Below are 26392 nucleotides of genomic sequence, written 5' to 3' on the forward strand. Positions count from 1 at the left end.
GTGGAAGGTAGCGATGTCAGATAAAGGGTGGTGGCACTTGGCCTTAACGCCGCAGTTAAATCACGCCATGCCAATAAAATGGTTCGAGGAGTTGGGCCTGTACTCATTGCGAGATGGGTATGAGTCACTGAAAATATATTCGGAACCGCCGTATGCGACCCACGCTTGTACGGTGGTGTGAGAGGACGGAGGCCGTGAGGCCTCCTCCTACTCGATTCATCTGTTGTAGAAGATCCCCAAGTCGCTCGTTCCTCGCTCTTGAGGATGACGACTTTTTAAAATCACGCTCTATATCATTAGTTGGTTAGATAAAATTGCGTGTTCCGCCATTCCCTAGACTGACGAAGGAAGGAGTAGGGAATCTCTAACAAAGAGAGCGTATCCGTTATAGTAGACCCATTCCTTGCGCTTCTAACATATCGACTAGATCGATCAGCGGTAAGCCGATCAAAGTATTTGGATCTTTACCTTCCATCTGTTTAAACAACGCGATGCCTAACCCTTCACACATAAAACTGCCCGCGCAGTAATAAGGTTGTTCTTTCTCGACATAACTCATGATCTGTTGCTTAGTTAAATCGCGGAAATGCACAACAAAGGTGTCGAGACGCGTGTCAGCTTCATTGGTCTCGTTGTTCCAAACCGAAAGCCCAGTATAAAAAGTAATGCTCTTGCCGCTTTGACGAGATAATTGCTCGATCGCTTTTTCTCGAGTGTGAGGCTTACCTATGATCTCTCCATCAATCACACAAACCTGATCAGAACCGATGACTAAGCTAGGTTGCTCCACAACACAAGACTTAGCTTTGGTCTCAGCAAGGCGCATCACCAACTGTTGTGGTGTCTCTTCTGGAAGCGGCGTTTCATCGCAGTCTGGCTTGGCTGTAATGAAGCTTAACTGTAGTTTTTTGAGGATCTCTTGCCTAAATGGTGATGTAGAGGCTAAAACTAGTTGGTAATTTCTCATTTTAATTTACAATTCAAGGAAGCATTTATCTCAGGATAACGTAACTTGTCCTGCTATTCATAATGCTCTGAATAGGAAAGGCAGGAAAGTACATTTTTTTTGCCATTTCCTTTGACTAAACACGATTTGGAAGATAAGATTCGCGCCCTATGCAAAAGGAAAAAATACCGCGTACAGTTGATCCGGCAAGAACGGCTCAAAAACGACTCGATATGGATGGTATCATCCAGGTCAGTCTTTTGAAGCGTTTAACTGAAGCAACTGAAGGCGTAAAACGTGACGCGCAAGTCTCAATGTCATTTGGGCTTGATGAACAACGATTAGTCGTTATCTCTGGTAAAGCTAACGTCGAAGTCGATTTAGAGTGTCAACGTTGTAATGAGGTTTTCGCACATGAGTGCGATGTCCAATTTACTTATACTCCTGTTTACAGTGAGAAAAGTGAAGAGGAAGCACCGGAAGAGTACGATTTGGTAGATCTGAACGAGTACGGTGAGTTAGACCTGATTCAATTAGTTGAAGACGAGTTCATCCTTGGATTGCCACAAATAGCAATGCACGACGATGCGAAATGTAGCGTTAACTCAAATAACTTGGTGTTTGGTGAACTTCCTGAAGAAATTGAGGAAGACAAAAAGCCGAATCCATTTGATGTTTTAAAAAGCTTAAAGAAGTAATTGCTTCTTTAAGAATTTACATAGGAGTAGGGTCAATGGCCGTACAAAAGAGCAAGAAATCACGTTCAATGCGTGGCATGCGTCGTTCACACGATGCGCTAACTACAGCTGCACTTTCTGTGGACGCAACTTCAGGTGAAACTCACCTACGTCACAACGTGACTGCCGAAGGTTTCTACCGCGGCAAAAAGGTTATCAACAAGTAAGGTTGACCTTTGCAAAATCTAACCGTTGCGCTTGATGCAATGGGCGGGGACTTCGGTCCTCGTGTAACAGTGCCTGCCGCCGTGCAGGCACTGTCGTATTTCCCAGAGCTAAAAGTCATTCTAATAGGTGATCGAAACGCGATCACATCTCAATTATCTTCATTAGGTCGAATGCCTGATTCTCGTTTGAGTATCCAGCATTGTGATCGAGTCATTTCCAATTCTGAAAAACCTTCACTAGCCTTGCGTAACAGTCAGGGTAGCTCTATGCGTGCCGCTATCGATCTGGTTGCCGAATCACAGGCTGATGCTTGTGTGAGTGGTGGTAACACTGGCGCATTGATGGCTTTATCCCGTTTCAGACTCAAGCTTCTTCCCGGTATTGATAGGCCTGCATTGGTTTCAGCTTTGCCTACTGCATCCGGAAATCGCACATGGATGCTTGATTTAGGGGCGAACGTTTCTAGTGACGCAGATTCACTGTTTCAGTTTGCTGTCATGGGCAGTGCATTAGCAGAACAACATTTAGGTCGCGCACCACGTGTCGCTATCTTGAATATCGGTGCAGAAGAAATTAAAGGCAATGACCTTGTAAAACGATGCGCTGAAATGTTGTCTAATACTCAGTCTGTGAACTTCATAGGCTATATTGAAGGTAATCAATTACTTCAAGATGCTGCTGATGTCGTCGTATGTGATGGTTTTGTGGGCAATGTTTGCTTAAAAACGTGCGAAGGTACGGCTCAGCTCTTTATTGATAAGCTAAAAACGCGCATGATGGCTTCAACAATAAAGGGTTGGATAGCCAGAATGCTGTTTTCTGAGCTATTTACTGAATTAAAAACCTTGAACCCCGACCAGTATAACGGCGCAAGTTTGTTAGGATTGCGCGGCATTGTCATTAAAAGTCATGGAAGTGCTGATGTGTCTGCAGTCGTCAACGCGATTGGTGAAGCAGTACACGAGGTCAAACGACAAGTCCCCAGCCGCATTAGCGATCGTTTGGAAGCGGTTTTACTCGAGAGGCATTATTAGTCTTCATGTATAGCAAAATTTTAGGTACTGGCAGCTACTTGCCATCTCAGGTGCGTACTAACGCAGACTTAGAGAAAATGGTAGAGACTAGCGATGAGTGGATCGTTGCTAGAACGGGTATTAAAGAGCGTCGTATTTCAGCGGAAAACGAAACCGTTGCTGATATGGCGTTTTACGCTGCTGAAAATGCCATTGAAATGGCAGGTATCGACAAAGAAGAGATTGATTTAATCATCGTTGCGACAACCAGCAGTAGCCACACATTCCCGTCTTCGGCATGTCAGGTACAAGGCAAGCTTGGTATCAAAGGCTGCCCTGCGTTTGATTTGGCTGCAGCGTGTTCTGGTTTTGTCTACGCACTGTCTGTTGCTGATCAACACATCAAGACTGGCATGTGTAAGAACGTTTTGGTAATTGGTGCTGATGCACTGTCAAAAACCTGTGATCCGACTGACCGCTCTACTATCATCCTATTTGGTGATGCAGCAGGCGCGGTGGTTGTAGGCGCAAGCGAAGAGCCAGGTATTTTGTCTACTCATATTTACTCTGACGGTAAATACGGTGAGCTTCTAAGCCTAGAAGTACCAGAGCGTGGCGGTGATGCAGACAAATGGCTGCACATGGCGGGCAACGAAGTATTTAAAGTGGCGGTAACTCAGCTTTCTAAGCTAGTTAAAGACACATTAGCGGCGAACAATATGGATAAGTCAGAGCTTGATTGGTTAGTTCCACACCAAGCGAATTACCGTATTATCTCGGCAACCGCTAAAAAGCTGACGATGTCGCTTGACCAAGTTGTGATTACTCTTGATAAGCATGGCAATACGTCGGCAGCTACCGTACCAACGGCCCTTGATGAGGCTGTTCGCGACGGGCGAATTAAACGTGGTCAAACGCTTCTACTTGAAGCATTTGGCGGCGGCTTCACTTGGGGTTCTGCGTTAGTTAAATTCTAACCCCAAGCGATAATCAACAAACAAGGCACATAACTTATGTGCCTTATTCAATTTTTTGCTTTGCTTAAAGGAAAATTACAATGAGCAAATTTGCTATCGTATTCCCAGGCCAAGGCTCTCAAGCTATCGGTATGCTTGCTGACCTAGGCGAACAGTATGATGTTGTTAAAAAGACATTTGCTGAAGCTTCAGAAGCACTTGGTTACGATCTATGGGCATTGGTTCAAGATGGTCCTGTAGAAAATCTAAATGAAACTTTTCGCACTCAACCGGCTCTATTAACAGCGTCTGTTGCAATTTGGCGTGTATGGCAAGAGCTTGGCCTAGAGCAACCTGTAAATCTAGCAGGTCACAGCCTAGGTGAATATTCTGCACTTGTATGTGCCGGCGTTATCGACTTTAAAGAAGCGATCAAGCTGGTTGAACTACGTGGTCAACTGATGCAAGAAGCGGTTCCTGTAGGTGTTGGTGCAATGTACGCAATCATCGGTCTAGACGATGAAGCGATTGCTAAAGCGTGTGAAGAAGCTGCGCAAGACGAAGTTGTGTCTCCAGTTAACTTTAACTCTCCTGGCCAAGTTGTTATCGCGGGTAACAAAGCTGCAGTAGAGCGTGCTGGTGCACTTTGTAAAGAAGCGGGCGCTAAGCGTGCACTTCCGTTACCTGTTTCTGTGCCGTCTCACTGTGCACTGATGAAGCCAGCAGCAGATAAGCTAGCAGTGGCTCTAGAAGCTCTAGAGTTCAACACGCCAGCATTGCCTGTTATCAATAACGTTGATGTTATTGCTGAAACAGACCCTGCAAAAATTAAAGACGCACTTGTTCGTCAGCTATACAGCCCAGTTCGTTGGACTGAAGGTGTACAAGCGATGAATGAGCAAGGCGTTGAGAAGCTACTTGAATTAGGCCCTGGTAAAGTTCTTACTGGTCTAACAAAACGAATCGTAAAAACTATGACAGCTGCTGCAGTTAATGATACTGCATCACTAGAAGCTGCTAAGTAAATAACCACTTAATAGAGAAGTTATGATGAATTTAGAAGGCAAAGTTGCACTAGTTACAGGCGCAAGCCGTGGCATCGGTCGTGCAATCGCTGAACTTTTAGTTGAGCGTGGTGCTAAAGTTATCGGTACTGCGACATCTGAAGGCGGCGCAGCTGCAATCAGCGAGTACCTTGGTGAGAACGGTAAAGGTCTTGCTCTTAATGTAACGGATACTGACTCAATTGCTGCTACACTGAAAACCATCAACGATGAATTCGGTGCGATTGACATTCTAGTTAACAACGCAGGTATCACTCGTGATAACCTACTGATGCGTATGAAAGACGACGAATGGAATGACATCATCGATACTAACCTAACTCCTATCTTCCGCATGTCTAAAGCTGTATTGCGTGGCATGATGAAGAAGCGTCAAGGTCGTATAGTAAACGTTGGTTCTGTAGTAGGTACAATGGGTAACGCTGGTCAAGCTAACTACGCAGCTGCAAAAGCAGGCGTAATTGGTTTTACTAAATCAATGGCTCGTGAAGTTGCGTCTCGTGGCATTACAGTAAACACTGTAGCGCCTGGTTTTATCGAAACAGACATGACTAAAGCGCTAAATGATGACCAACGTGCAGCAACTTTGGCGAATGTACCAGCAGGTCGACTAGGTGACCCTCGCGAAATCGCTGAAGCTGTGGTATTTTTGGCGTCACCTGCGGCAGCTTATATCACAGGTGAAACACTTCACGTCAATGGCGGTATGTACATGGTGTAAATTATGTGCAACATTTGTGCATGATTTAAGTCAAGATCATACGTAATTTCGGTTAAAATCGTGAAAATTGTGGTTTGACCAGAAAAGTTGACCTTGCAACTTTCAATAGATTGAATAAACTACGGAAAACATCGCATAAAGCGAACTCTGTAAAGGAAAAGAAAAAATGAGCAACCTCGAAGAACGCGTAAAGAAAATCATTGTTGAACAGCTAGGTGTAGACGAAGCTGAAGTTAAAAACGAAGCTTCTTTCGTTGATGACCTAGGTGCAGATTCTCTAGACACAGTAGAGCTAGTAATGGCTCTAGAAGAAGAATTTGACACTGAAATCCCAGATGAAGAAGCTGAGAAAATTACTACTGTTCAAGCAGCTATCGATTACGTAACTAGCGCTCAGTAATAATCTCTCCCAGGCGGTCACCTCGACCGCCTGTGTTTTATCTAACTCATCTATCCTCATCTTAAATCACCTCAATCCCCGGAGTGTAAAATCGTGTCCAAGCGTCGTGTAGTTGTCACTGGCATGGGTATGTTGTCACCGGTAGGCAACACTGTAGAATCTTCTTGGAAAGCCCTGCTAGCTGGTCAAAGTGGTATCGTTAATATCGATCATTTTGATGCAACCAATTTCTCAACTCGTTTTGCAGGTCTAGTTAAAGACTTTAACTGCGAAGAGTATATGACTAAAAAAGATGCTCGTAAGATGGACTTGTTCATCCAGTACGGCGTCGCAGCAGGTATTCAAGCTTTAGATGATTCAGCCCTAACTATTACTGAAGAAAACGCTCCACGTGTGGGTGTTGCTATCGGTTCTGGTATTGGTGGTCTTGGTTTGATCGAAGCCGGTCACCAAGCTCTAACTGAAAAAGGCCCTCGTAAGATCAGCCCGTTCTTCGTACCGTCGACGATCGTGAATATGATTGCTGGTCACATGTCTATCATGCGTGGCCTACGCGGTCCAAACATCGCGATTTCTACTGCATGTACGACTGGCCTACATAACATTGGTCACGCGGCTCGTATGATTGCATACGGCGATGCAGACGCAATGCTAGCGGGTGGTGCTGAAAAAGCATCAACTCCACTAGGTATGGGCGGTTTTGGTGCGGCTAAAGCACTTTCTACTCGTAACGATGAGCCTCAAAAAGCTTCTCGTCCATGGGACAAAGGCCGTGATGGCTTCGTTCTTGGCGACGGTGCAGGCATGATGGTTCTTGAAGAGTACGAACATGCGAAAGCTCGTGGCGCTAAGATTTACTGTGAGCTAGTTGGCTTCGGTATGTCGGGTGACGCTTACCACATGACATCTCCAAGTGAAGATGGCTCAGGTGGCGCACTAGCAATGGAAGCGGCTATGCGTGATGCTGGCATTACTGGTGAACAAATCGGTTATGTAAACGCACACGGTACTTCGACTCCTGCAGGTGACGTAGCGGAAGTTAAGGGCATCAAGCGTGCTCTTGGCGAAGCAGGCAGCAAGCAAGTATTGGTTTCTTCTACGAAATCAATGACAGGCCACCTTCTAGGTGCTGCTGGTTCTGCTGAAGCTATCATCACGGCTATGTCTCTGGTTGACCAAATTGTTCCACCAACAATCAACCTAGATGATCCTGAAGAAGGCTTAGATATTGACTTAGTACCTCACACTGCGCGTGAAGTTAGCAACATGGAATATGCTGCATGTAACTCATTCGGTTTCGGTGGTACAAACGGCTGTTTGATCTTCAAAAAGATTTAATCATCTTATTAAAGACGTAAACACTCGTAGATAGTCACAATTAGACTTGTTTTTAAACGGCTTGATGCTTTAGCATTGAGCCGTTTCTTTTTATGGGGAAAAACATGTTTTGGGTTGATGGAGAAAGCCAGCAAACTATCGATATTTTGGATCGCTCGTTTCAGTACGGAGACGGCTGTTTTACGACAATGCTCGTGAGTGATGGTGAGATACAACATCTTCACGATCATCAGCACCGTGTCGACGAGTGCCTTAAAGCGCTACGCATTTCTGCTCTTGATTGGGATGTTGTTAGTCTTTGGCTCGATACTGCGCTTCAACACATCCAACATAACGCTCTTCATGGCACAAAGAGCCTTGATGGTTCAAAGAAGCTCCATAACGCCAACAAGCCTCATAATCAAAAAGCAGGGATCAAGCTGCACGTTAGTCGTGGAGCGGGTGGGCGTGGCTACAGTACCAAGAATATCGCCAAGCCGACAATCACCATCAGTACCTTTGATTACCCAAGCCATTATTCAGCGTGGCAAGACTCCGGTGTTGAACTCGGTATCTGCCATCAAGCGCTAGGTTTGAGCCCACTACTGGCTGGCCATAAGCACAATAATCGCCTTGAGCAGATTTTGATGAAAGATGAAATGGATCAAGCTAATGAAGTGGATGGCGTGGTTCTTGATATATCGGGCAATGTGATTGAAACCACCATGGCCAATCTGTTCTGGCGCAAAGGTCAGTCGATATACACACCTCAACTCACTCAAAGTGGTGTCGCGGGGGTTATGCGTAAGCAAGTGTTAACCGCGCTGAATCAGGCTGAACTTTCCGTTACAATTAGTGACTACTGCTTATCTCAACTCATGCAAGCTGATGAGGTTTTCATGACAAACTCCATTTTAGGGGTTGCCCCAGTTACCCGTATTAGTGATACCCAATTTAACATTGGAACCATTACTCGTAGCCTTCAAGGACAACTAAACTCGTGATCAAAAAGTTATTTATTTTTATTATCTTGTGCTTAATTGCAGCCGGTGCTGCTGGTTTTTATGTTTACAACCAAGCGCAAGATAACCTGAAACAAGTTATTCAATTAGAAAAACCACAAGTCGTGACTGTTGCTTCAGGTAGCAGCTTTAACCGCGTTCTAGCCCAGTTGATTAACGAGGGGCTGTTTGAGGCTTCTCCTTACGAGAAATTAATCCGTAAGTTACATCCTGAGCTTGTAGACGTAAAAGCGGGTACTTTCCTGCTTGAACCGGGTTTAACCTTAGAGCAAGCGCTAAAGGTGCTTGTAGAAGGGAAAGAACACCAGTTTACTATTACCTTTGTTGAAGGCAGTCGTTTTGACGAATGGCTTGTTCAGCTAAAAGACAACGAATTCATTCAACAGACATTGGATGGCGTTTCTGAAAAAGAGATCGCTGAAAAGTTGGGTATTGAAAACGAAAAGCTAGAAGGTCTCTTCTTAGCAGAAACGTATCACTACACCTACGGCACCACTGATTTAGATTTGTTGAAGCGCGCGCATCGAGACCTAATGAGCGTGGTGAATGAAGAGTGGGAAAATCGAGCGGATAAGCTGCCTCTTAAATCGCCATACGAAGCGTTAATTCTTGCATCTATCATTGAGAAAGAGACCGCTGTTGCGTCAGAACGTGAGCGTGTTTCTTCTGTGTTTGTTAACCGTCTAAACAAGCGTATGCGTTTGCAAACTGACCCAACGGTTATCTATGGCATGGGTGACAGCTACGATGGCAACATCCGTAAGAAAGACTTACGCACGCCAACGCCTTACAACACCTATACAATGAGTGGCTTGCCACCGACACCTATCGCTATGGCAGGCAAAGCGTCTATCAACGCGGCGTTGAATCCAGAGAAGAGCAACTACTTGTATTTCGTTGCGAGTGGAACAGGTGGTCACGTATTTTCAAAGAGTTTGACTGAGCATAACCGTGCAGTGCGAGCTTACTTAAAGCAATTAAGAAAAAACAGATAAAGAAATAATTATGAATCAGTCGAAATTTATCGTGGTTGAAGGCCTTGAAGGCGCTGGCAAAAGCACAGCAATCAATGCCATCGTTGAGACATTAAAAGCATCGGGTGTTGAAGATATTGTTAATACTCGCGAGCCGGGTGGTACTGTCTTAGCTGAAAAGATGCGTTCATTGGTTAAAGAAGAGCACGAAGGCGAGAAGCTTCAAGACATGACTGAATTGCTGTTGATGTATGCAGCACGTGTTCAATTAGTCGAGAACGTCATCAAGCCGGCACTCGCCAATGGTCAATGGGTATTGGGTGATCGTCATGATATGTCTTCACAGGCATACCAAGGTGGTGGTCGCCAGATCGCGCGCACGACTATGGAATCACTGAAAGCAACCACGCTAGGCGGCTTTAAACCCGATCTAACGCTATATTTGGACCTAGACCCTAGAGTAGGGCTAGAGCGTGCTAGAGGCCGTGGTGAGCTTGATAGAATTGAAAAGATGGACATCTCATTTTTCGACCGCACGCGTGAGCGCTATCTAGAAATTGCAGAACAAGATGATTCTGTACTTGTGATTAACTCGCAGCAAGAAATTGAGCAAGTAGCCGCTGATATTAAAGTCGCGCTAACTGCTTGGCTCGACAAACAGTAGGTAGTCATGGCTGAAGTGTATTCTTGGCTCACACCGGTATGGAGTGAGTGGAAAAAAAGTCTCGATGCGGAGCGTTTTCCTAACTCTGTGATTGTTAATGCACCGGAAGGGCTCGGCGTTGATGCTTTGATTAGCCAACTTACCGACGCATTGATGTGCACGAACTATGAAAGCGAGTCGTGCGGGTTTTGCCACAGCTGTGAGTTAATGAAGTCGGGCAGTCATCCTGATTTTCATGTGATCTCACCCGAGAAAGAAGGTAAGTCGATCACGGTTGATCAAGTGCGTGCCAGTAACCGCTGGGCTCAAGAGTCTTCTCAGTTAGGTGGTTTGCGCGTTATTTTGCTTAACCCTGCTGAAGCAATGAACGAATCAGCTTCCAACGCACTATTGAAAACTCTGGAAGAGCCATCAAGCAAGTGCATCTTCATTCTGTCTACTCGTAACAGTAATCGCTTAATGCCGACTATTATTAGCCGTTGTCAGCAATTCAATGTGGTTTGTCCGCAGTTAGAGACAGCATCAGCGTGGTTAGATGGTGAAGTGGGCAAAGCGGTACCGCAGTATATTTTAGCACTCAATGACAACGCGCCTTTAAAAGCAAAAGCGATGTTTGAGCAAGGTGGCGTTGAAGCTTCAACAAAAGCGCTCGATGGCTTTGTGAATGTGATAAAAGGCACTCAACCTGACATGCTAAAGTTCTCTACAGAGCTTAGCAAAGACCCTTTGATTCAACTTGGCTGGCTTTGGCATCTATTGTCAGATGTACAGAAGCTGCATTTTGGTTTGGCGAATCAGGCTTTCACTCCGAGTGCGAAAGCATTGTGTGAGGCGATGTCTTATCAAAGTGCTTATGCAGCATCGAATAAACTGCTGACATTGATTGAGCAGTTAAAGCAACACCCTGGGCTCAATACGGAGCTACTCATAATGAATTGGCTGATAGCCACTTGCGAGGAAACATGTTCGTAGATTCCCACTGTCATTTAGACAAACTGGATTACCAAGATTTACACACCAGCGTAGAAGATGTGGTTAACAAGGCGAAGGCTGCTAACGTAGACCAATTGCTTTCTGTCGGTGTGACACTCGATTCGTTTGAAAATATGCTCGAGATGATCTCGCCGTTTGATAACGTTAAAGCCTCTTGTGGCGTTCACCCTCTCGATGTTGAAAGTGATTTCAGCCTAGAGACAATGCGTGAATACGCGAGCAACCCTAAGGTTGTGGCGATTGGAGAGACAGGTTTAGATTATCACTACCAACCAGAGACGGCGGAGCTGCAACAGCTACGATTTAAGCAGCATGTTGAGTTAGCCGTTGAGCTGAATAAACCTTTGATCATTCACACTCGTAACGCACGTGAAGACACATTAGCTATTTTACGTGATGGCGGAGCTGAGAAGTGTGGTGGTGTGATTCACTGCTTTACCGAAGATCAAGCGTTCGCTGAAGCAGCAATGGAACTAGGTTTCTATATCTCAATTTCAGGCATTGTGACCTTTAAGCAGGCTACAGAACTTAAAGAAGTTGTTAAGAACCTACCGCTAGACAGGTTGCTGATCGAGACAGATTCTCCATATTTGGCGCCCATTCCATATCGTGGGAAGCAGAATCAGCCTGCATATGTCGTCGAAGTGGCGGCCTACATTGGGCAATTAAAAGGTGTGTCGATGAAAGAGGTTGCCGAACAAACGACCAAAAATTACCAAAAACTTTTTTTGCAATAAAAATCTAAGTAAACAAATAAAAGGGAGCGAAAGCTCCCTTTTTGTGTTTTTGATCACTAAAAATACGTTTTTTTTTAATGTTTACGAATTATGTTGAACTTGAGAGCGCTAATTATAACATTTGTAATTTTGTTACTAAAAATAACATTCGCTCCTATTTTATTTACTCAGTAAAATAATAGGACTATTGAAAAATACTTATATATTTCAATTGATTAAATGCTTGTAAAGGATTGCATTTCTAGATTTGACATGTGATCCAAGACGTGTTTTGAAACTAAATTTCGTAAGTGACTAGAAAGTTAGTTCCCCATCAATATATATTTAGCGGCAGAAAATATAATGCAATACATGGTTACATTTTCGCAGGGTGCTAACATATAGGCTACGGGGGTGTGCCGTTAGAACCCAATATAATTATTTTATCTTTATCAGGAGCATAAACATGTTTAAGAACCTTTTTGCTAGCCTGCAGAAAGTTGGTAAGTCTCTGATGCTTCCAGTATCAGTTTTACCAGTTGCGGGTATTTTGCTAGGTGTCGGTGCAGCAGATCTTCCTTTCATTCCAGAAATCGTTTCAAACTTAATGGAACAAGCTGGTGGTTCAGTATTCGGTCAAATGGCACTACTGTTCGCAGTAGGTGTTGCACTTGGCTTTACTAACAACGATGGTGTAGCGGGTCTAGCTGCTATCGTTGGTTATGGCATCATGACTGCTACACTTGGCGTAATGGCTGGTGTAATGGGCGTTGATAAAATCGATACTGGTGTACTAGGTGGTATCCTAGTCGGTGGTGTTGCTGCTTGGGCATTCAACCGTTTCTTCCGTATTCAACTACCAGAGTACCTTGGCTTCTTCGCTGGTAAGCGTGCTGTGCCAATCATCACAGGTTTCTCTGCGATTGGTCTAGCAATCCTACTATCTGTAGTATGGCCACCAGTTGGCGGCGCTATCTCTGCGTTCTCTGATTGGGCTGCTCACCAAAACCCACAAGTGGCGTTTGGTATCTACGGTATCGTTGAGCGTTCTCTAATTCCATTTGGTCTTCACCACGTTTGGAACGTACCTTTCTTCTTTGAAGCTGGTACTTGTGTAAACGCTGCTGGCGAAACTCAAAACGGTGTTCTTACTTGTTACCTAGTTGCTGATGACGCATCTCGTGCAGCGGGCAATGGCTTCGGTCAGCTAGCTGGTGGTTACATGTTCAAGATGTTCGGTCTACCTGCTGCTGCAATCGCGATTGCACACTCAGCTAAGCCTGAAAACCGCGCTAAAGTAATGGGCATCATGGCTTCTGCTGCGTTGACTTCATTCCTAACGGGTATCACTGAACCAATCGAATTCTCTTTCCTATTCGTTGCTCCAGTACTGTACGCAATCCACGCTCTACTAGCTGGTTCTGCATACGTTCTTGCGAACACTCTAGGTTTTGTACACGGTACATCTTTCTCACACGGTCTAATCGACTTCCTAGTTCTATCTGGCAACGCGTCTAAGATGGGCCTAATGGTTGTATGTGGTATTGCTTACGCTGCAATTTACTACATCGTATTCCGCACTGTGATTAAAGCTCTAGACCTTAAAACTCCAGGCCGTGAAGACGAGACTGAAGAAGAGTCAGTTGCGACTGGTTCTGAACTTGCTGGTGAGCTAGTTGCTGCATTCGGTGGTAAAGCGAACATCACTGGTCTTGACGCTTGTATTACTCGTCTACGTGTTGCAGTAGCTGATACAGCAGTTGTTGACCAAGACAAACTGAAGAAACTAGGCGCTGCAGGTGTTGTTGTAGTTGCTGGTGGCGTACAAGCTATCTTCGGTACTAAGTCTGACAACCTTAAGACAGACATGGATGAGTGGATCCGTAACAACGGTTAATTCTCTGATTCAATAAATTGAAAGGAGGCCGAAAGGCCTCCTTTTTTGTTTTCTGCTCTATGAAAGATCTATTGTGCTTAATCTCCATTAACTCAGATACTTATCATTCAACTCGATCAGTTGATGGTTGCTCTTAAATTTTTCGTGTCTTTTATCTTTTACCCAGCGATGACACCTTTTGCTGAGATTCCAGTAGACTTCCGTTTTTTAAATACAGTCTGAGAATATTATGAAACATCGTTACTTGATCGGCCTTATGTGCTGCAGCGGAGCCTCGTTTGCTCAAGCTTCTGAAGCTCCAGCTTTGGAAGTGGGACTCGCCATTGACCAAGACCTGAGTGTCGTTGTGGAATTTGATCAGAAATACCGTGCTACGATTGGCAATGACGGCGCTGCCTTTGATTACATTTTGAAGCGTGGTCAGTTCGAGACTGAAGCTCCGTTGAGCTGGTACGTCGGTGCTGGTGCTTGGGCTGAATGGAATGACGACTTTGGCTTACGCTTGCCGTTAGGCGTGAAAGTGAATTTCTACGAAGGTTGGAATGCTTACGCTCAAGTTCACCCTGAACTCGATATGTATAAAGGTGTTGAGTTGCAAGTGGGCGGCGCTTTAGGTGTTACCTATAAGTTCTAACCTGAACTAAAACCGTTTTAATAATGAAAAAACCAGCATTTAGCTGGTTTTTTAGTTTGGGCCGATCTTATATTTTTGCTTCATTGAGCCGCTTAGAAAGTAAAACTCAGTCCGACATTGGCTTGGAATTGGTTCATCCAGTCGGTATCAAAGCGAATGATGCACTCTTGCCCGTTATTTGGGATATTACAAACACCGGAGGTATCGTTGTCGACAACCGTGCCTAACCAACGTACTTGTGTGTTCAACGCTAGTCGGTCACTAAATTTGTACTCTAAGCCACCAAAGATAGAAGTTGAGAATCCATACTTATCTTTTGCCCAGTCTACATCGACGTAAGAAGCACCCAGGCCTAGCCCTAGATAACCCGACAACACAGGCGAAGCAGGGTAGTAGATGCTGCTTTGAAGGTGCAGGTATTGGATGGAGGAGCTTAGGTTAAGCGTTTCTAATTCCGAGCTCTGATTGGAGTAGAAGAAGCCGATGCGTCCTTTTTCAAGTGGCGTTTCAATGGCAAAGGTGTAATTTTCAGAGCCTTTCATGTCATAGGTTTTACCGTCCTGGTCTTCGACACTGCCACCGCCGGTATAACCTACCATAGGTGTAATGATGATCTCCGGCGAAGCATACGCGCTTGAAACGGAGAGAAGCGTAATCAGTGCCATCATATTTGCTTTGTTATTCATGAGTATATCCTTATCCATACACTTACTAATTGTGATGGTTACATCAATATTGTGCGACTAATTTCGACGATTCTTGAAGATACTTCACACACCTGATAGTACTTAAATAGAGACTCGACAAATTAATAATAAACCAGAGGTGTCTATGGACCATAATCTGAAAAATGCCCTACAAATTACCGTGTTTATCTACATGATCATTCTTTCATTTGGCTTTATTGCGATTGGTAGTTAATACCATCTATTGCGAGGCTGAGTTTTGATACTCAGGGAATAATGAATAGTGGGATTATAACCAATATTGATACAGCAATAGACTTGGATTATTACGCTAAGTTTATTGCTGGAAAAACAGCACTGGTCGCTCAAGGTGGCGGACAGAGAAGTATTTTTACTTCTGGAGTGCTGGATGCCTTTCTTCTCTCAAATTTTGACCCCTTCGACGAATTTTTTGGTACCTCAGCAGGTGCTCTCAACTTATGTGCTTATCTGTGCCGTGATAAAGGCCTTGGACGTTCTTTTGTTCTCGACCTCACAACCTCACCAGAGTTCTTCAATCTCTTTTCCTATATACGACACAGAAAGAACCTAGGATTAGAATGGGCGCTAGAACAAATCATGGCTTACCCATATAAGCTCGATCTGGATTTAGGGCGACAAACGCTAGGCGATCGCCACTTCTATGCGGCTGTAACGGATTCCAAAGACTTACGAGACCACTACTTCCCATTATTGGGCGAAGATTGGTACAAGGTGATGATTGCGACCTGTGCTATTCCTCGCTTGTACAATGACGAAGTCTTTATTGGTGACAGTGCTTATGTGGACGGTGGTGTATCGGCGTGTATCCCAGTTCAGGAAGCGTGGCGAAGACAAGCTCGTTCTATTGTGGTGATTCGTACTGAGCCAGTGGTGGAGGAAGGTAATACCCATTTGGTTGAAGCACCAGTTAAGGGATCTTCAGTCAAAGCGCCTAAACCTATATCTGCAGAAGAACTGGAGTGGTTCCGCGAATCTTTCGACAGTGTTCAAGGCCATTGGCAACAGAAAGTGGAACAGTGGAAAACCGACTGGACCTCTTTCTTCCAACAACAAATTATGCGCTCAAAAGAGCAGAAGCGTGACCGTGGGCATTTAGACCTGCTGAACGGTGGTCGCTGGCTATTTGGTGCAGATGATATTTATCGCTTAAGTCATTTAATCGGAGATAAGTTTGATTCAGGGTTGGCTGACATGCTGATGGTGCATTATCAGACCTACTCATTGACTCAGGATTTTTTGAATTCGCCACCAGACGACGCGTTTGTGGTTCAGATAGCACCTAGTCAAACGCTTAAATCGAGCTCATTAATGAGTCATAAAGATGATTTACTGCATGATTACGAATTGGGTTTAGAAGCCGGTTACCGATTTGTGGAGACCTATACCTCAACGGAAAACGCTCGCAACTCGCATATGCCACAGTTAGCCACCATTGCTGCGGGTAACTAATTCCCGAAGTTGATGAGCTAGCATGCTGTGAGCTCGTTATGCTGTTTAAGCAGATTTTAGTGAGTCGTGTTCTGAAATGAAAAAGGGTTATTGAACTTGGTTCGATAACCCTTTTAAGTTTTTGAGATTAGGCGAATCGTTTCGCCTTAAGGTCAAATATTAGGTGACAGGCAAGATTCTCATACAGTTGGTTGACCCTGCTACATCCATAATGTCGCCTTGAGTGACGATCACTAGGTCACCAAACTTAAGGTGTCCTTTCTCTTTCAAGCAAGTGAGTGTAGATAGTGCAATGTCAAAGCTGTCTTCGGCTTCTGTCTCGAAGTAGATTGGTGTCACACCTCGGTATAAGGTACAGCGATTAAGCGTTCCTTCGTTACGAGACAGCGCGTAGATCGGCATGTCGGCACTCAGGCGAGACATCATCAGTGCGGTGCGGCCTGACTCGGTGAGAGTGACAACGCCTTTAATGCCTTCCATATGGTTTGCAGAGTAGATGGTCGCCATCGAAACGGTTTCTTCGGCAGTAACAAAGGTGCGGTCAATACGGTAATTGGATTGGTTATTAATGCCTGCCATTTTTTCCGCACCAATACAGACTTCAGCCATCGATTTTACGGTCTCGACTGGGTAGTCACCAGCTGCAGTTTCACCAGACAGCATCACAGCATCGGTGCCATCGAGTACGGCGTTGGCAACATCCATAACTTCGGCACGGGTTGGCATTGGCGCAGAAATCATTGATTCCATCATCTGAGTTGCGGTGATGACAGTTCGGTTAAGCGCTCTGGCACGGCGTATAAGCTGTTTTTGTACTCCGACTAACTCAGGGTCGCCAATTTCCACTCCGAGGTCACCACGAGCCACCATGACCACATCTGAGGCCATTATGATGTCATCCATGTTCTCAACTGTAGCTACTGTCTCTGCTCGCTCCACTTTTGCGACGAGGTGAGCTTCTAAGCCGGCTTCTCGTGCAAGCTGACGAGCATAGTGCATGTCTTCACCATTACGAGGGAAAGACACCGCTAGGTAATCCACTTTGATTTGTGCGGCGGTGACGATGTCGCGCTTGTCTTTTTCTGTTAGCGCTTCTGCGGAAAGGCCACCCCCTTTTTTGTTGATGCCTTTGTTATTTGAGAGTGGGCCGCCAATGATGACTTCGGTATGAACGCGACAGCCTTCCACTTTGGTTACTTTGAGTTGAACACGACCATCGTCAAGCAACAGTATATCGCCGGCGGATACGTCGTTAGGCAGTTCTTTGTAATCAAGGCCAACGGCTTCTTGATTGCCTTCACCTAAACCTAGGCTGCTATCGAGAGTGAACAGGTCGCCTACGGCAAGTTGGATTTTGCCATCTTTGAATGTCGACACACGAATCTTGGGACCTTGTAAGTCTCCGAGAATGGCGATTTGAGTACCGTGTCTTTTTGCTATTGCTCTGACTTTTTCTGCGCGTTGTATATGGTCGTCGCTGGTGCCGTGAGAGAAGTTCATACGAACAATATTGGCACCGGCTTTGATGATCTCTTCAAGCACGTTACCTTTATCAGTAGAAGGGCCTAGCGTTGTGACGATTTTCGTTTTTCTTAATTCGGCTGTCATGAATACTCCTAGAGTGAGGCCAAGTAATCTTTTAAAAGACTGAATTAAGTATATGCATTAATTGATAATTTATTGGGAGCTAGGAGGATATTTCTTGATTTGCCTTTAATTATTGAATTCAGGGCTCAAATGCGATGTTTTATTCTGAAAATTAAGTCGCAAATTATCGATGTGGGTGTTAATTTTCCTCGAACTATTTGACTCGATACACAAAGATTCATGTATATACGTGATACTGGTCACGGCGATATACCAAGTGACTTCACAATTACTTCGCAAAGTAAAAAAATTACCTCGTTGATGATTTCTGGAGCGTAAAATGTACATGGCTCAACCGGGCCATATTGATCATATCAAACAGGTCAATGCTGGTCGTGTATATAAACTAATTGACCTTAAAGGTCCTATTTCTCGTATCGATCTGTCCAAGCAAAGTGAGTTGGCTCCGGCGAGTATTACTAAAATTACCCGTGAACTCATTGAAGCTCACCTTATTCACGAAACGACGGTTCAAGAAGCCACGACTCGTGGGCGTCCTGCTGTCGGTCTGCAAACCAATAACGAAGGTTGGCAATTTTTGTCGATGCGCCTTGGTCGCGGATACTTGACGATCGCGCTCCATGAATTGGGCGGCGACGTGCTTATCGATACCAAGATTGATATCCATGAACGTGATCAAGACGATGTGCTTGCGCGTCTTCTCCATGAAATCGATGAGTTCTTCCAAACCTATGCCGAGCAACTCGACAGGGTGACGAGTATCGCTATCACACTGCCAGGTCTGGTGAATTCAGAGCAAGGTATTGTGTTGCAGATGCCGCACTATAACGTTGAAAACTTAGCGTTGGGGCCGGAGATCTACAAAGAAACCGGTTTGCCAGTTTTTATTGCCAATGATACCCGAGCGTGGGCATTAGCAGAAAAGCTGTTTGGTAACTCACAAGACAACGACAACTCTGTTCTTATCTCGATTCACCACGGTTTAGGTGCCGGGATCATTCTTGATGGTCGCGTTCTGCAAGGACGTCACGGTAACATCGGTGAGTTGGGGCATATCCAGATCGACAAGGAAGGCAAGCTTTGCCACTGTGGTAATCGAGGCTGTTTAGAAACGGTGGCGAGTTCTCAGGCAATCCGTGAGCAAGTCAAAGAGCGATTGGTAAATGGTGAAGAATCAACGCTAACGGTGTTTGAAGACGTCACTATTGAACAGATCTGTGCTGCCGCTGCTAATGGGGATCCGCTGGCTGTCGAAGTGATTGAACAGTTAGGCCGTTATCTAGGTTCTGCGATTGCGATTGTGATTAACCTGTTCAACCCAGAGAAAATCTTGGTGGGTGGTGTTATCAATCAGGCGAAGAGCGTGTTATACCCGGCGATTCAAAAGTGTATCGAAGAGCAGAGTCTATCGGTTTACCATAAAGACTTAGAGCTGGTGGAATCTCGTTTTTATAAGCAGGCAACCATGCCAGGTGCTGCGCTCATCAAGCAGGCCTTATACGATGGCCAACTGTTAATGAAAGTTATTGAAGGTTAACCCCTTTTTCTCGTCTTGTAGCCTTACCTTGAACCTTTCCATGTACTTAAGCTTTGTATAACATCATTTGTTGTACTTAGTTTAAGCATTCTGTGCATTGGCGCTTTGCTTTAACCTATTGAAGTAGGCTATTGTAGCCACAGTTATTATTTGTCACTAAGGTGTTGTATGTCTGGCGTTTTAAATTCGGTTGATCAGAGAACCAAACTGGTCGGTGAAAACCGTCTGGAACTCTTGTTATTCAGCTTAAATAGTCGTCAACTATTTGCGATTAACGTATTTAAAGTGAAAGAAGTCCTCAAAGTGCCAGTACTCACTCGCTTACCGGGCTCTCATCATCATATTACGGGTGTTGCGTCTTTACGTGGTGAATCGGTGCCTGTTATCGATTTACGCAGTGCCATTGGCTTTCCGCCATCTCGTGCGGAGTCTCAAGAGAGCAACCTGATTATTACGGAATACAACCGAACCGTACAAGGTTTCTTGGTTGGGCAAGTTCGTAATATCGTGAACACGACATGGACAGAAATCCAGCCGCCGCCAAAGACAACAGGCCGTGCAAACTACCTAACCGCTATTACGCATATTCAAGAAGAAGAGCAGCACAAGATCGTCGAGATCATCGATGTTGAGAAAGTGTTGGCTGAGATCATTGATTACGATGTCTCGATCTCTGAAGGCGTTTTAGATGAACAATTAGCTCAGGAGATGATAGGACGCAATGTGCTTATCGTTGATGACTCTTCAACAGCGCGTAACCAGATCAAAGGCACCTTGTCGCAGTTGGGTTTGAACATTATTGAGTGTTGTGATGGCTTAGAAGCACTGACCTTACTTAAGGGCTGGTGTGATGAAGGCAAAGACATCAATCAAGAAATATTGTTGATGATCACCGATGCTGAAATGCCTGAAATGGACGGCTACAAGCTGACACACGAAGTACGTACTGACCCAAGAATGCATGACCTATTCATCACGCTAAATACTTCATTAAGTGGAAGTTTTAATGAAGCTATGGTTGAGAAAGTAGGGTGTAACCGCTTTATTTCTAAGTTCCAGCCAGACCTCTTGGTTGAAGTGACTCAAGAGCGAATGCGTCAGATTTTATAATTAATGCTGCTGTACGGTTTGTTTTGAGTGGCCTTATAGAAAACGCTTGCTAATATTCACGCAGCATATTTTTCTTAACGAAATATGCTCAACTACTAGCGTAATTTTTCACACACAATCTAAGGTAGTTCCTCTTAATGATATGGTTAACGTCTAAAGTCGTCATGACTTTGAGCTTATTACTGTATAGGGAATTTAAGAAAAGACGTACGGAAGCTGAAGTTGAGTCATAACTCAACAACTGGAATTGAAGGGAAGCGGATGCTTCCCTTTTTCGTTTTTCTTTCTCTCTTTTCTTTAGCCAATGATCGATTGAGAACAGTTGGTACTTCGCTAATGAAAATCCCGAGATTTGGTTTTCAAGCCAACAATTTCATCGGTAATATCGATAAGTTTTCCCGCGATAACATGCACGACTTCACCTTCTTTTTCTAATATCCCTTGTACTTTTAACGCCTTGGCTGTGAGATAAGCTTGCTGTTGAGCGCGTGCGGTTGCTCCCCATACCACGACATTAATATTGCCAGTGCTATCTTCCAGCGTAACAAAGGTGACACCTGCCGCGGTGCCGGGAGATTGTTTACCTGTGACTAATCCGACAACGGTGACCATAGATTTGTGTCTTTGCTGTATTAAATCTTTCATGTGTGTGAATCGACCTAATCGTCCTGCTTCTTCGAGCAAAGTGATGGGGTGCTTGTTCAATGAAATTCCGACACTGGTGAAGTCTTCGAGTAGATCTTGCATCTCATTGGGCTTGTGCAGTACATGTTCGTCATGTCCTGCCTCAGCATCGTCATAGGCTTGGCTAAACAGAGGTAAATCCGACGCCGAGTCCATGATCGCCCAGCGAGTCTGGAAGCGGTCTCCAGAAACGTTATGTAGCGCATTGGCCGATGCCAGTAGCTCGATATCTTTCTTATTCATCGATAACTGTTTCACCTGACTAGGGTGGCGATAACCGGATGGTGGACGATTGGCGAGCACGCTTTGAATTCCATGCTCGCTGAATCCTTTGATTTGTCGCAGCCCTAAGCGAATCGCTAGACCATTCTGATGAGGGGCAACCGTGTGGTCGTTTTGAGAAGCGTTCACACATACCGGAAGTATCACCACATTGTGTCGTTGTGCGTCTTGTACTAACTGTGAAGGGCTATAAAACCCCATCGGTTGGCTATTCAACAGAGAAGCGTAGAAGCACTCTGGGTAGTAGCATTTCAACCAAGCGGAGCAATACGCTAACACCGCAAACGAAGCGGAGTGGCTTTCAGGAAAACCGTACTCGCCAAAGCCGCATATCTGTTTAAAGATCTGCTCAGCAAACTCTGTCTCATAGCCGCGCTTTTGCATTCCTTCGATGAGTTTGTTTTTAAACTTAAAGACGTTGCCATTTTTCTTCCAAGCGGCCATTGCCCGTCTGAGTTGATCTGCTTCTCCGCCTGTGAACCCTGCAGCGACCATCGCGAGTTTGATCACTTGCTCTTGGAATATCGGTACACCTAAGGTGCGCGACAGTACTGATTCCACGTCTTTAGATGGATAACTGATTGGCTCAATGCCATCTCGACGCTTGAGAAACGGATGCACCATATCACCCTGAATAGGGCCTGGGCGTACGATAGCGATTTGAATCACCAAGTCGTAATAAGTCTTCGGTTTAAGCCTTGGCAGCATGCTCATTTGTGCGCGTGACTCAATTTGGAATATCCCGACTGTGTCTGCTCGCTGAATCATGCCGTAAACCTGAGGATCGTCCTTAAGGCGAGTGATCTCAGCAATGGTCAGTGATCGCCCGTGAATACGTTTGATCAGGTCGAAACATTTACGAATCGCAGAGAGCATACCCAATGCGAGCACATCAACTTTCAGCAAGCCTAAGGTTTCTAGATCATCCTTATCCCATTGGATAATGGTTCGATCGTGCATCGCTGCATTTTCGACGGGAACCAGCTCATACAAAGGCCCTGAGGATATGACAAAGCCACCGACATGTTGAGATAAGTGACGTGGGAAGCCGATAATCTCATTAACCAAGTGGATAAACTGCTGCCCCTTCAAAGAATCAGGTTGTAGCCCTAATTGAGTGAGCTGAGCCTGCCAACCTAAGCTTTTGTCCCTGCGATTGGTGTTCTTGATGAAGTAGTCGAGCTGAGTTTCTTGTAGCCCTAATGCTTTCCCCACATCTCTCACCGCACTTTTGAAGCGATAAGAGATGACTGTTGCAGCAAGTGCAGCCCGTTCTCTACCGTATTTTTTATAGATGTATTGGATGACTTCTTCACGACGTTCGTGTTCAAAATCGACATCAATATCAGGCGGCTCATCGCGCTCTTTACTGATGAAACGCTCAAACAGCACCGAGATCTGTCTTGGGTCGACAGAGGTGATTTCTAAGCAATAACAGACCACGGAATTGGCCGCTGAACCTCGACCTTGGTAAAGAATTCCTTGGCTTTTGGCAAACATCACGATGTCGTGGATGGTGAGAAAAAAGAAAGGGTAGTCGAGCTCACCAATCAGCCCCAGCTCTTTATCGATGATTTGTTGAATGTCATTAGGGACACCTTGTGGAAAGCGAGCCTGTTTTCCTTTTTCAACCAACATACGTAGATAGCTCATGGGCGTCTCACCCTGAGGAATCAACTCACTTGGGTATTCGTAACGTAGACTACCTAAGTCAAATTCGCACAGTTCAGAAATTCGGTTGCTCTCTTCTAGCCACTCCGCTTTGAAGATATGAGAGAGCTTATTGATGCTTCGCAAACAGCGCTCGGCATTTGCCAGTAAGTGACTGCCAACTTCGGTCACTGGTTTTTGATATTTAATCGCGGTGAGTGAGTGCTGTAAGGGCAAGCGATTAGCATTGTGCATTAACACGCCACCACAAGCTGTAATCGGCAGGTGGTGATGCTGTGACAGCTCAATGCAGTAATCCGTGTATTGTTGGTCGGTCTGTTTGAGGTGTCGTTGTAAGCCAATCCACAACCGACCGGAATGATGTTGAGAAAGCCATTGTCCCCAATGCGCGTCTTCATTTTTTTGCTGAGGTAGCCACAGGATGAAGCAGTGCTTAGCCGACATAATATCCCACTCAGAGAGCTGATAATGCCCTTTGCTGCTACGACGTCTCGCATTGGTAATAATGCGGCACAGCTCGGCATAGGCTTGTCTATTTGGGCATAGTAAAACCACTTGGCATTCTTCATTTAACCAAAACATGCTCCCGACAATTTGCTTGAGCGACAGTTTATGTTGCTTGATTGCAGAGTGGACTTTCACGATGCCCGCGACCGAGCACTCATCAGTAACAGCGAGTGCTTTGTAACGTAAGAAGTCGGCCTGTAAAACCAGCTCTTCCGCGTGTGAAGCTCCCTCAAGAAAGGAGTAATTACTTTGGCAGAAAAGCTCTGAGTATTGCTGAGACATAACGTAATCTCACTTAATCATTGCGAGTAAACATGATTGAAAAGGGATGTTGAAATAGAGTACGTGGAACGTGCGACTTAACTAAATTTTCTTGCTGACTAGCTAAATAAGCCGTGCAAAAACCACTGTTTATTTGGCGTTCTAAAGACCCATAGCCATCGACCGTTTTCACTGTGAGCAATAAAGTAGTCACGAATGATTTTTTCGCCATCCCACCACCCAGAAACAATACGCTCAGGGCCCTGAGATAAGGTGACGCTTTCGGTTAAGGCTTCGGGCTCTGGTAGTAAAATACTGGGCCTGAGTCGCTGTTGGTTGATGTTGGAAGCTGTCATAGTTTGTTGCGCGATATCTTGGGAAATTTGTCCCTTTTTTACCGTATTCCCCAGTGTCGGTAGTAAATATTGGTTGGCCTTCTCTGGTCTTGGGTCGTGCTGTATTTTCGGTGTTTGAATGCAGGCTTGCCCTAATTTAGCTTGCAGTAATGAGATCAAATCTAACGCGGCAAGTGTTCCTGTATTGCCATCGAAAAGATCATGGTAGGCGACTTGCGGTTCTCCATGACGAATCAAAGAGAGAGTCAGCCCTTGAACCGGTGCTGTGAGCTTTAGTGACTCTAAAGTTAGATGGGTAAGGCTTGCCCATTTTTCAGCAAGGTAATCACCTTGTGCCGAATAGAAAGAGACAGGATGATCGTCTTTATCCCTAAGATGCAGAATCAGCGTTAATTCAAACGCTACTCGGTCACGTAGCTTCAAAAAGCATTCCAGTTGATTCAACAATTTCAGCAGCGGCTTTTCGATAAATAGGATGTTTTCAATATCAAACAATAGCTCGAGATATTGCTGAAAATTCTCCGGTGGATGATAGAAATCAATCGGGTGCTTGAACTGTCCGTTAAGGCGACCAACATAATTGACCAAGTCGATATCAAAGCGACGTGCGACATCTTGCAAAGGCAGTTTCAATAGGTCATCCACTAAGTTAATGCCGACGCGGTTCAGACGCTCCACTTGCTTAGTTGGCAGCTCGCTGGAACTTAATACTTGTTGATTAACCCATGCTTTCATTTGCTCAACATTATTAGTGACTTGGTTGATGGATTGCTTGCCCAAAAGGATCGCAGAAAGTGGCGAGTAACCCGTCGCGAAGCTGAACTGGATATTGAGCGTTTCTAAATGACTTTTGAGCTCATGCCAGTAGTTATCTAGCCCATCGTAAAGTGACAGCATATTAGAAGCTTTAATCAACAAACCATTCGGTGGTAGTAAAGCCATGTCAGAAGTGACCAAATACGCCCATTGAGCGATCTCTTTGAGCTTGCTTTTTTCTAGCTCAATACTGTAAGGGTGGACGTGTAAGTTATGGCAAAGCGCCGCCGCAGACCCTAGCCCCATACCAAGTGAAATTCCCGATTGTAGAGCAGCTTGGTTAGCTTGCAGCACACGGTGATCTTTTTCATCCACGATGAGAATAGGTTGCTCGTGTGACTCTTCATTAGAGTGAACTTTCTCGGAGTTAGATAGCTCAGAATTAAACAAGGTATCCAACTGCAGAGATGGAAAGTGCAGATAAAGCCACAGCATGCGCTAACCTTGCTTCGCAATAGGGAAGGCCAACACAGTATTATCTGACAGATTATGATGTGAACTGTCGATGCTGATGACTTTTTCTGTCAGTAACGGCCAATTGTGGGTCATATCGAGAATAAAGCTGCCATATGACCAACTGCCTTTTCTTTTTGTTACCTCTACCTTCAATCCTTGGGCGTGAGAAGACAGCTTCATGCTCAAAGAAACGGGTAGGGATAGTTGATTATGGCTGGTGGCTTTAAAGTGAAACTGCAGGCACTTGCCCGTTTCACTGGCTGCTTGTAAGCGCTTGGTTTGGTGGATTTCTAGATCGGCTCCCCATAGCAATACAGAGTGACAAGCGCCGCTTTTGAGGCACTGCTCAGCCGCCCACAACGCATCGAGTTCGCGTTGCGGCTGGATAATGAGAATGTTCTCTAATTCAATGCCTTGGCTGCTAAAAAACTCGGCACAAATCTTCCCTGGCGGGTTAATGAATATGGCCAGTTTTTGCGAGTTTTTCTGAGCTAAATAGGGCGTAAGAAGGCGAAGTTCACCGATCCCTTGCTGTGATTCAACTTCAATAACGCCGTGTGTCGGAAAGCCACCATCAAGCTGTTTATCCAATTGCGGATAGCCTGTAGAAGTGGTACTTCCTAGCGTTGTTGATTGTAGCCCTTTCCAGATTAGCTGGCGGTCTTGTAAGTTTTTTATGAGTTCATGCATAATTAAATACCTGTA

At 45.0% G+C, this 26392-nt stretch carries 25 protein-coding genes and 1 pseudogene; 20 read left to right on the forward strand and 6 right to left on the reverse strand.

Annotation, left to right across the window (positions count from 1 at the left end):
- Positions 1-181: pseudogene (locus tag AB6D58_RS02515) on the forward strand (hypothetical protein); the annotation flags it as partial.
- A 204-nt stretch (positions 182-385) separates the two neighbouring features.
- Here the strand turns inward: AB6D58_RS02515 and AB6D58_RS02520 are convergent.
- Positions 386-967: a nucleoside triphosphate pyrophosphatase gene (locus tag AB6D58_RS02520; RefSeq protein ID WP_372156453.1), complete on the reverse strand. Its 582-nt coding sequence runs from the start codon at positions 965-967 to the stop codon at positions 386-388.
- 149 nt (positions 968-1116) lie between these two features.
- On the opposite strand from AB6D58_RS02520, the gene yceD reads away from it, so the two are divergent.
- The 15 genes from yceD (at position 1117) to AB6D58_RS02595 (ending at position 14222) form a co-directional block, all read left to right on the forward strand.
- Positions 1117-1644 (forward strand): 23S rRNA accumulation protein YceD, encoded by a 528-nt coding sequence (gene yceD, locus AB6D58_RS02525; protein ID WP_017062153.1) that lies wholly within the window; start codon positions 1117-1119, stop codon positions 1642-1644.
- Between the two features lie 35 nt (positions 1645-1679).
- Positions 1680-1850, forward strand: a complete 171-nt coding sequence (rpmF, locus tag AB6D58_RS02530; RefSeq protein WP_004737376.1) for a 50S ribosomal protein L32 — start codon at positions 1680-1682, stop codon at positions 1848-1850.
- 9 nt (positions 1851-1859) lie between these two features.
- Positions 1860-2885, forward strand: a complete 1026-nt coding sequence (gene plsX / locus AB6D58_RS02535; RefSeq protein ID WP_017062152.1) for a phosphate acyltransferase PlsX — start codon at positions 1860-1862, stop codon at positions 2883-2885.
- A gap of 5 nt (positions 2886-2890) precedes the next feature.
- Positions 2891-3841: a beta-ketoacyl-ACP synthase III gene (locus AB6D58_RS02540; RefSeq protein WP_017054985.1), complete on the forward strand. Its 951-nt coding sequence runs from the start codon at positions 2891-2893 to the stop codon at positions 3839-3841.
- A gap of 80 nt (positions 3842-3921) precedes the next feature.
- On the forward strand, positions 3922-4845 hold the full coding sequence (fabD, locus tag AB6D58_RS02545; protein ID WP_372156454.1) for an ACP S-malonyltransferase: 924 nt from the start codon (positions 3922-3924) through the stop codon (positions 4843-4845).
- Between the two features lie 25 nt (positions 4846-4870).
- The gene (gene fabG / locus AB6D58_RS02550; RefSeq protein ID WP_170962450.1) at positions 4871-5605 is read left to right on the forward strand and encodes a 3-oxoacyl-ACP reductase FabG; all 735 of its coding nucleotides are present in this window, start codon (positions 4871-4873) and stop codon (positions 5603-5605) included.
- A 166-nt stretch (positions 5606-5771) separates the two neighbouring features.
- Positions 5772-6005, forward strand: coding sequence for an acyl carrier protein (acpP, locus tag AB6D58_RS02555; RefSeq protein ID WP_004737381.1), 234 nt, complete (start codon positions 5772-5774; stop codon positions 6003-6005).
- A 93-nt stretch (positions 6006-6098) separates the two neighbouring features.
- On the forward strand, positions 6099-7343 hold the full coding sequence (gene fabF / locus AB6D58_RS02560; RefSeq protein WP_010437291.1) for a beta-ketoacyl-ACP synthase II: 1245 nt from the start codon (positions 6099-6101) through the stop codon (positions 7341-7343).
- A 104-nt stretch (positions 7344-7447) separates the two neighbouring features.
- Positions 7448-8326, forward strand: coding sequence for an aminodeoxychorismate lyase (pabC, locus tag AB6D58_RS02565; RefSeq protein WP_017062150.1), 879 nt, complete (start codon positions 7448-7450; stop codon positions 8324-8326).
- The gene (mltG, locus tag AB6D58_RS02570) at positions 8323-9339 is read left to right on the forward strand and encodes an endolytic transglycosylase MltG (RefSeq protein WP_371713366.1); all 1017 of its coding nucleotides are present in this window, start codon (positions 8323-8325) and stop codon (positions 9337-9339) included. The genes pabC and mltG overlap by 4 nt, the downstream gene beginning before the upstream one ends.
- Before the next feature lie 10 nt (positions 9340-9349).
- Positions 9350-9982 carry a dTMP kinase gene (gene tmk, locus AB6D58_RS02575; RefSeq protein ID WP_171732063.1) on the forward strand — a complete coding sequence of 211 codons (633 nt, stop codon included), beginning with the start codon at positions 9350-9352 and terminating at the stop codon, positions 9980-9982.
- 6 nt (positions 9983-9988) lie between these two features.
- The gene (locus tag AB6D58_RS02580) at positions 9989-10954 is read left to right on the forward strand and encodes a DNA polymerase III subunit delta' (protein ID WP_017070536.1); all 966 of its coding nucleotides are present in this window, start codon (positions 9989-9991) and stop codon (positions 10952-10954) included.
- Positions 10945-11712, forward strand: coding sequence for a TatD family hydrolase (locus tag AB6D58_RS02585; protein ID WP_372156455.1), 768 nt, complete (start codon positions 10945-10947; stop codon positions 11710-11712). The genes AB6D58_RS02580 and AB6D58_RS02585 overlap by 10 nt, the downstream gene beginning before the upstream one ends.
- 445 nt (positions 11713-12157) lie before the next feature.
- A complete protein-coding gene (gene ptsG / locus AB6D58_RS02590) occupies positions 12158-13588 on the forward strand; it encodes a PTS glucose transporter subunit IIBC (RefSeq protein WP_048610590.1) in 1431 nt (476 codons plus the stop codon).
- Positions 13589-13817: 229 nt separating this feature from the next.
- Positions 13818-14222, forward strand: coding sequence for a hypothetical protein (locus AB6D58_RS02595; RefSeq protein WP_017062144.1), 405 nt, complete (start codon positions 13818-13820; stop codon positions 14220-14222).
- A 92-nt stretch (positions 14223-14314) separates the two neighbouring features.
- Here the strand turns inward: AB6D58_RS02595 and AB6D58_RS02600 are convergent, their stop codons facing one another.
- Complete coding sequence (locus AB6D58_RS02600; protein WP_017067207.1) at positions 14315-14908, reverse strand: outer membrane beta-barrel protein; 594 nt, start codon at positions 14906-14908, stop codon at positions 14315-14317.
- Between the two features lie 145 nt (positions 14909-15053).
- On the opposite strand from AB6D58_RS02600, the gene AB6D58_RS02605 reads away from it, so the two are divergent.
- On the forward strand, positions 15054-15143 hold the full coding sequence (locus AB6D58_RS02605; RefSeq protein WP_100214626.1) for a YnhF family membrane protein: 90 nt from the start codon (positions 15054-15056) through the stop codon (positions 15141-15143).
- Positions 15144-15184: 41 nt separating this feature from the next.
- Positions 15185-16399: a patatin family protein gene (locus AB6D58_RS02610; protein WP_017063485.1), complete on the forward strand. Its 1215-nt coding sequence runs from the start codon at positions 15185-15187 to the stop codon at positions 16397-16399.
- Between the two features lie 159 nt (positions 16400-16558).
- On the opposite strand, the gene pyk is transcribed toward AB6D58_RS02610, so the two are convergent.
- Positions 16559-18007, reverse strand: a complete 1449-nt coding sequence (gene pyk, locus AB6D58_RS02615) for a pyruvate kinase (protein WP_017062141.1) — start codon at positions 18005-18007, stop codon at positions 16559-16561.
- A gap of 319 nt (positions 18008-18326) precedes the next feature.
- On the opposite strand from pyk, the gene AB6D58_RS02620 reads away from it, so the two are divergent.
- Entirely contained in the window at positions 18327-19544 is a 1218-nt protein-coding gene (locus AB6D58_RS02620) for an ROK family protein (protein ID WP_017062140.1), read from the forward strand.
- A gap of 168 nt (positions 19545-19712) precedes the next feature.
- Complete coding sequence (locus AB6D58_RS02625; RefSeq protein ID WP_017062139.1) at positions 19713-20654, forward strand: chemotaxis protein CheV; 942 nt, start codon at positions 19713-19715, stop codon at positions 20652-20654.
- Positions 20655-20987: 333 nt separating this feature from the next.
- On the opposite strand, the gene AB6D58_RS02630 is transcribed toward AB6D58_RS02625, so the two are convergent.
- The 3 genes from AB6D58_RS02630 to imuA form a co-directional block, all read right to left on the reverse strand.
- The gene (locus tag AB6D58_RS02630; protein ID WP_372156456.1) at positions 20988-24080 is read right to left on the reverse strand and encodes an error-prone DNA polymerase; all 3093 of its coding nucleotides are present in this window, start codon (positions 24078-24080) and stop codon (positions 20988-20990) included.
- Positions 24081-24178: 98 nt separating this feature from the next.
- Positions 24179-25666 carry a DNA polymerase Y family protein gene (locus AB6D58_RS02635; protein WP_372156457.1) on the reverse strand — a complete coding sequence of 496 codons (1488 nt, stop codon included), beginning with the start codon at positions 25664-25666 and terminating at the stop codon, positions 24179-24181.
- Between the two features lie 3 nt (positions 25667-25669).
- Positions 25670-26377, reverse strand: coding sequence for a translesion DNA synthesis-associated protein ImuA (gene imuA / locus AB6D58_RS02640; RefSeq protein ID WP_372156458.1), 708 nt, complete (start codon positions 26375-26377; stop codon positions 25670-25672).
- Between the last annotated feature and the right edge of the window lie 15 nt (positions 26378-26392).

The sequence above is a fragment of the Vibrio sp. 10N.239.312.D08 genome, from assembly GCF_041466145.1.
Classification (GTDB): Bacteria; Pseudomonadota; Gammaproteobacteria; order Enterobacterales; family Vibrionaceae; genus Vibrio; species Vibrio crassostreae_C.

Coding starts and splice junctions, on each gene's coding strand:
- AB6D58_RS02520 (WP_372156453.1), bottom strand. CDS start 967: ATGAGAAATTACCAACTAGTTTTAGCCTCTACATCACCATTTAGGCAA.
- yceD (WP_017062153.1), top strand. CDS start 1,117: ATGCAAAAGGAAAAAATACCGCGTACAGTTGATCCGGCAAGAACGGCT.
- rpmF (WP_004737376.1), top strand. CDS start 1,680: ATGGCCGTACAAAAGAGCAAGAAATCACGTTCAATGCGTGGCATGCGT.
- AB6D58_RS02540 (WP_017054985.1), top strand. CDS start 2,891: ATGTATAGCAAAATTTTAGGTACTGGCAGCTACTTGCCATCTCAGGTG.
- fabD (WP_372156454.1), top strand. CDS start 3,922: ATGAGCAAATTTGCTATCGTATTCCCAGGCCAAGGCTCTCAAGCTATC.
- fabG (WP_170962450.1), top strand. CDS start 4,871: ATGAATTTAGAAGGCAAAGTTGCACTAGTTACAGGCGCAAGCCGTGGC.
- acpP (WP_004737381.1), top strand. CDS start 5,772: ATGAGCAACCTCGAAGAACGCGTAAAGAAAATCATTGTTGAACAGCTA.
- pabC (WP_017062150.1), top strand. CDS start 7,448: ATGTTTTGGGTTGATGGAGAAAGCCAGCAAACTATCGATATTTTGGAT.
- tmk (WP_171732063.1), top strand. CDS start 9,350: ATGAATCAGTCGAAATTTATCGTGGTTGAAGGCCTTGAAGGCGCTGGC.
- AB6D58_RS02580 (WP_017070536.1), top strand. CDS start 9,989: ATGGCTGAAGTGTATTCTTGGCTCACACCGGTATGGAGTGAGTGGAAA.
- AB6D58_RS02585 (WP_372156455.1), top strand. CDS start 10,945: ATGTTCGTAGATTCCCACTGTCATTTAGACAAACTGGATTACCAAGAT.
- ptsG (WP_048610590.1), top strand. CDS start 12,158: ATGTTTAAGAACCTTTTTGCTAGCCTGCAGAAAGTTGGTAAGTCTCTG.
- AB6D58_RS02595 (WP_017062144.1), top strand. CDS start 13,818: ATGAAACATCGTTACTTGATCGGCCTTATGTGCTGCAGCGGAGCCTCG.
- AB6D58_RS02600 (WP_017067207.1), bottom strand. CDS start 14,908: ATGAATAACAAAGCAAATATGATGGCACTGATTACGCTTCTCTCCGTT.
- AB6D58_RS02605 (WP_100214626.1), top strand. CDS start 15,054: ATGGACCATAATCTGAAAAATGCCCTACAAATTACCGTGTTTATCTAC.
- AB6D58_RS02610 (WP_017063485.1), top strand. CDS start 15,185: ATGAATAGTGGGATTATAACCAATATTGATACAGCAATAGACTTGGAT.
- pyk (WP_017062141.1), bottom strand. CDS start 18,007: ATGACAGCCGAATTAAGAAAAACGAAAATCGTCACAACGCTAGGCCCT.
- AB6D58_RS02620 (WP_017062140.1), top strand. CDS start 18,327: ATGTACATGGCTCAACCGGGCCATATTGATCATATCAAACAGGTCAAT.
- AB6D58_RS02625 (WP_017062139.1), top strand. CDS start 19,713: ATGTCTGGCGTTTTAAATTCGGTTGATCAGAGAACCAAACTGGTCGGT.
- AB6D58_RS02630 (WP_372156456.1), bottom strand. CDS start 24,080: ATGTCTCAGCAATACTCAGAGCTTTTCTGCCAAAGTAATTACTCCTTT.
- AB6D58_RS02635 (WP_372156457.1), bottom strand. CDS start 25,666: ATGCTGTGGCTTTATCTGCACTTTCCATCTCTGCAGTTGGATACCTTG.
- imuA (WP_372156458.1), bottom strand. CDS start 26,377: ATGCATGAACTCATAAAAAACTTACAAGACCGCCAGCTAATCTGGAAA.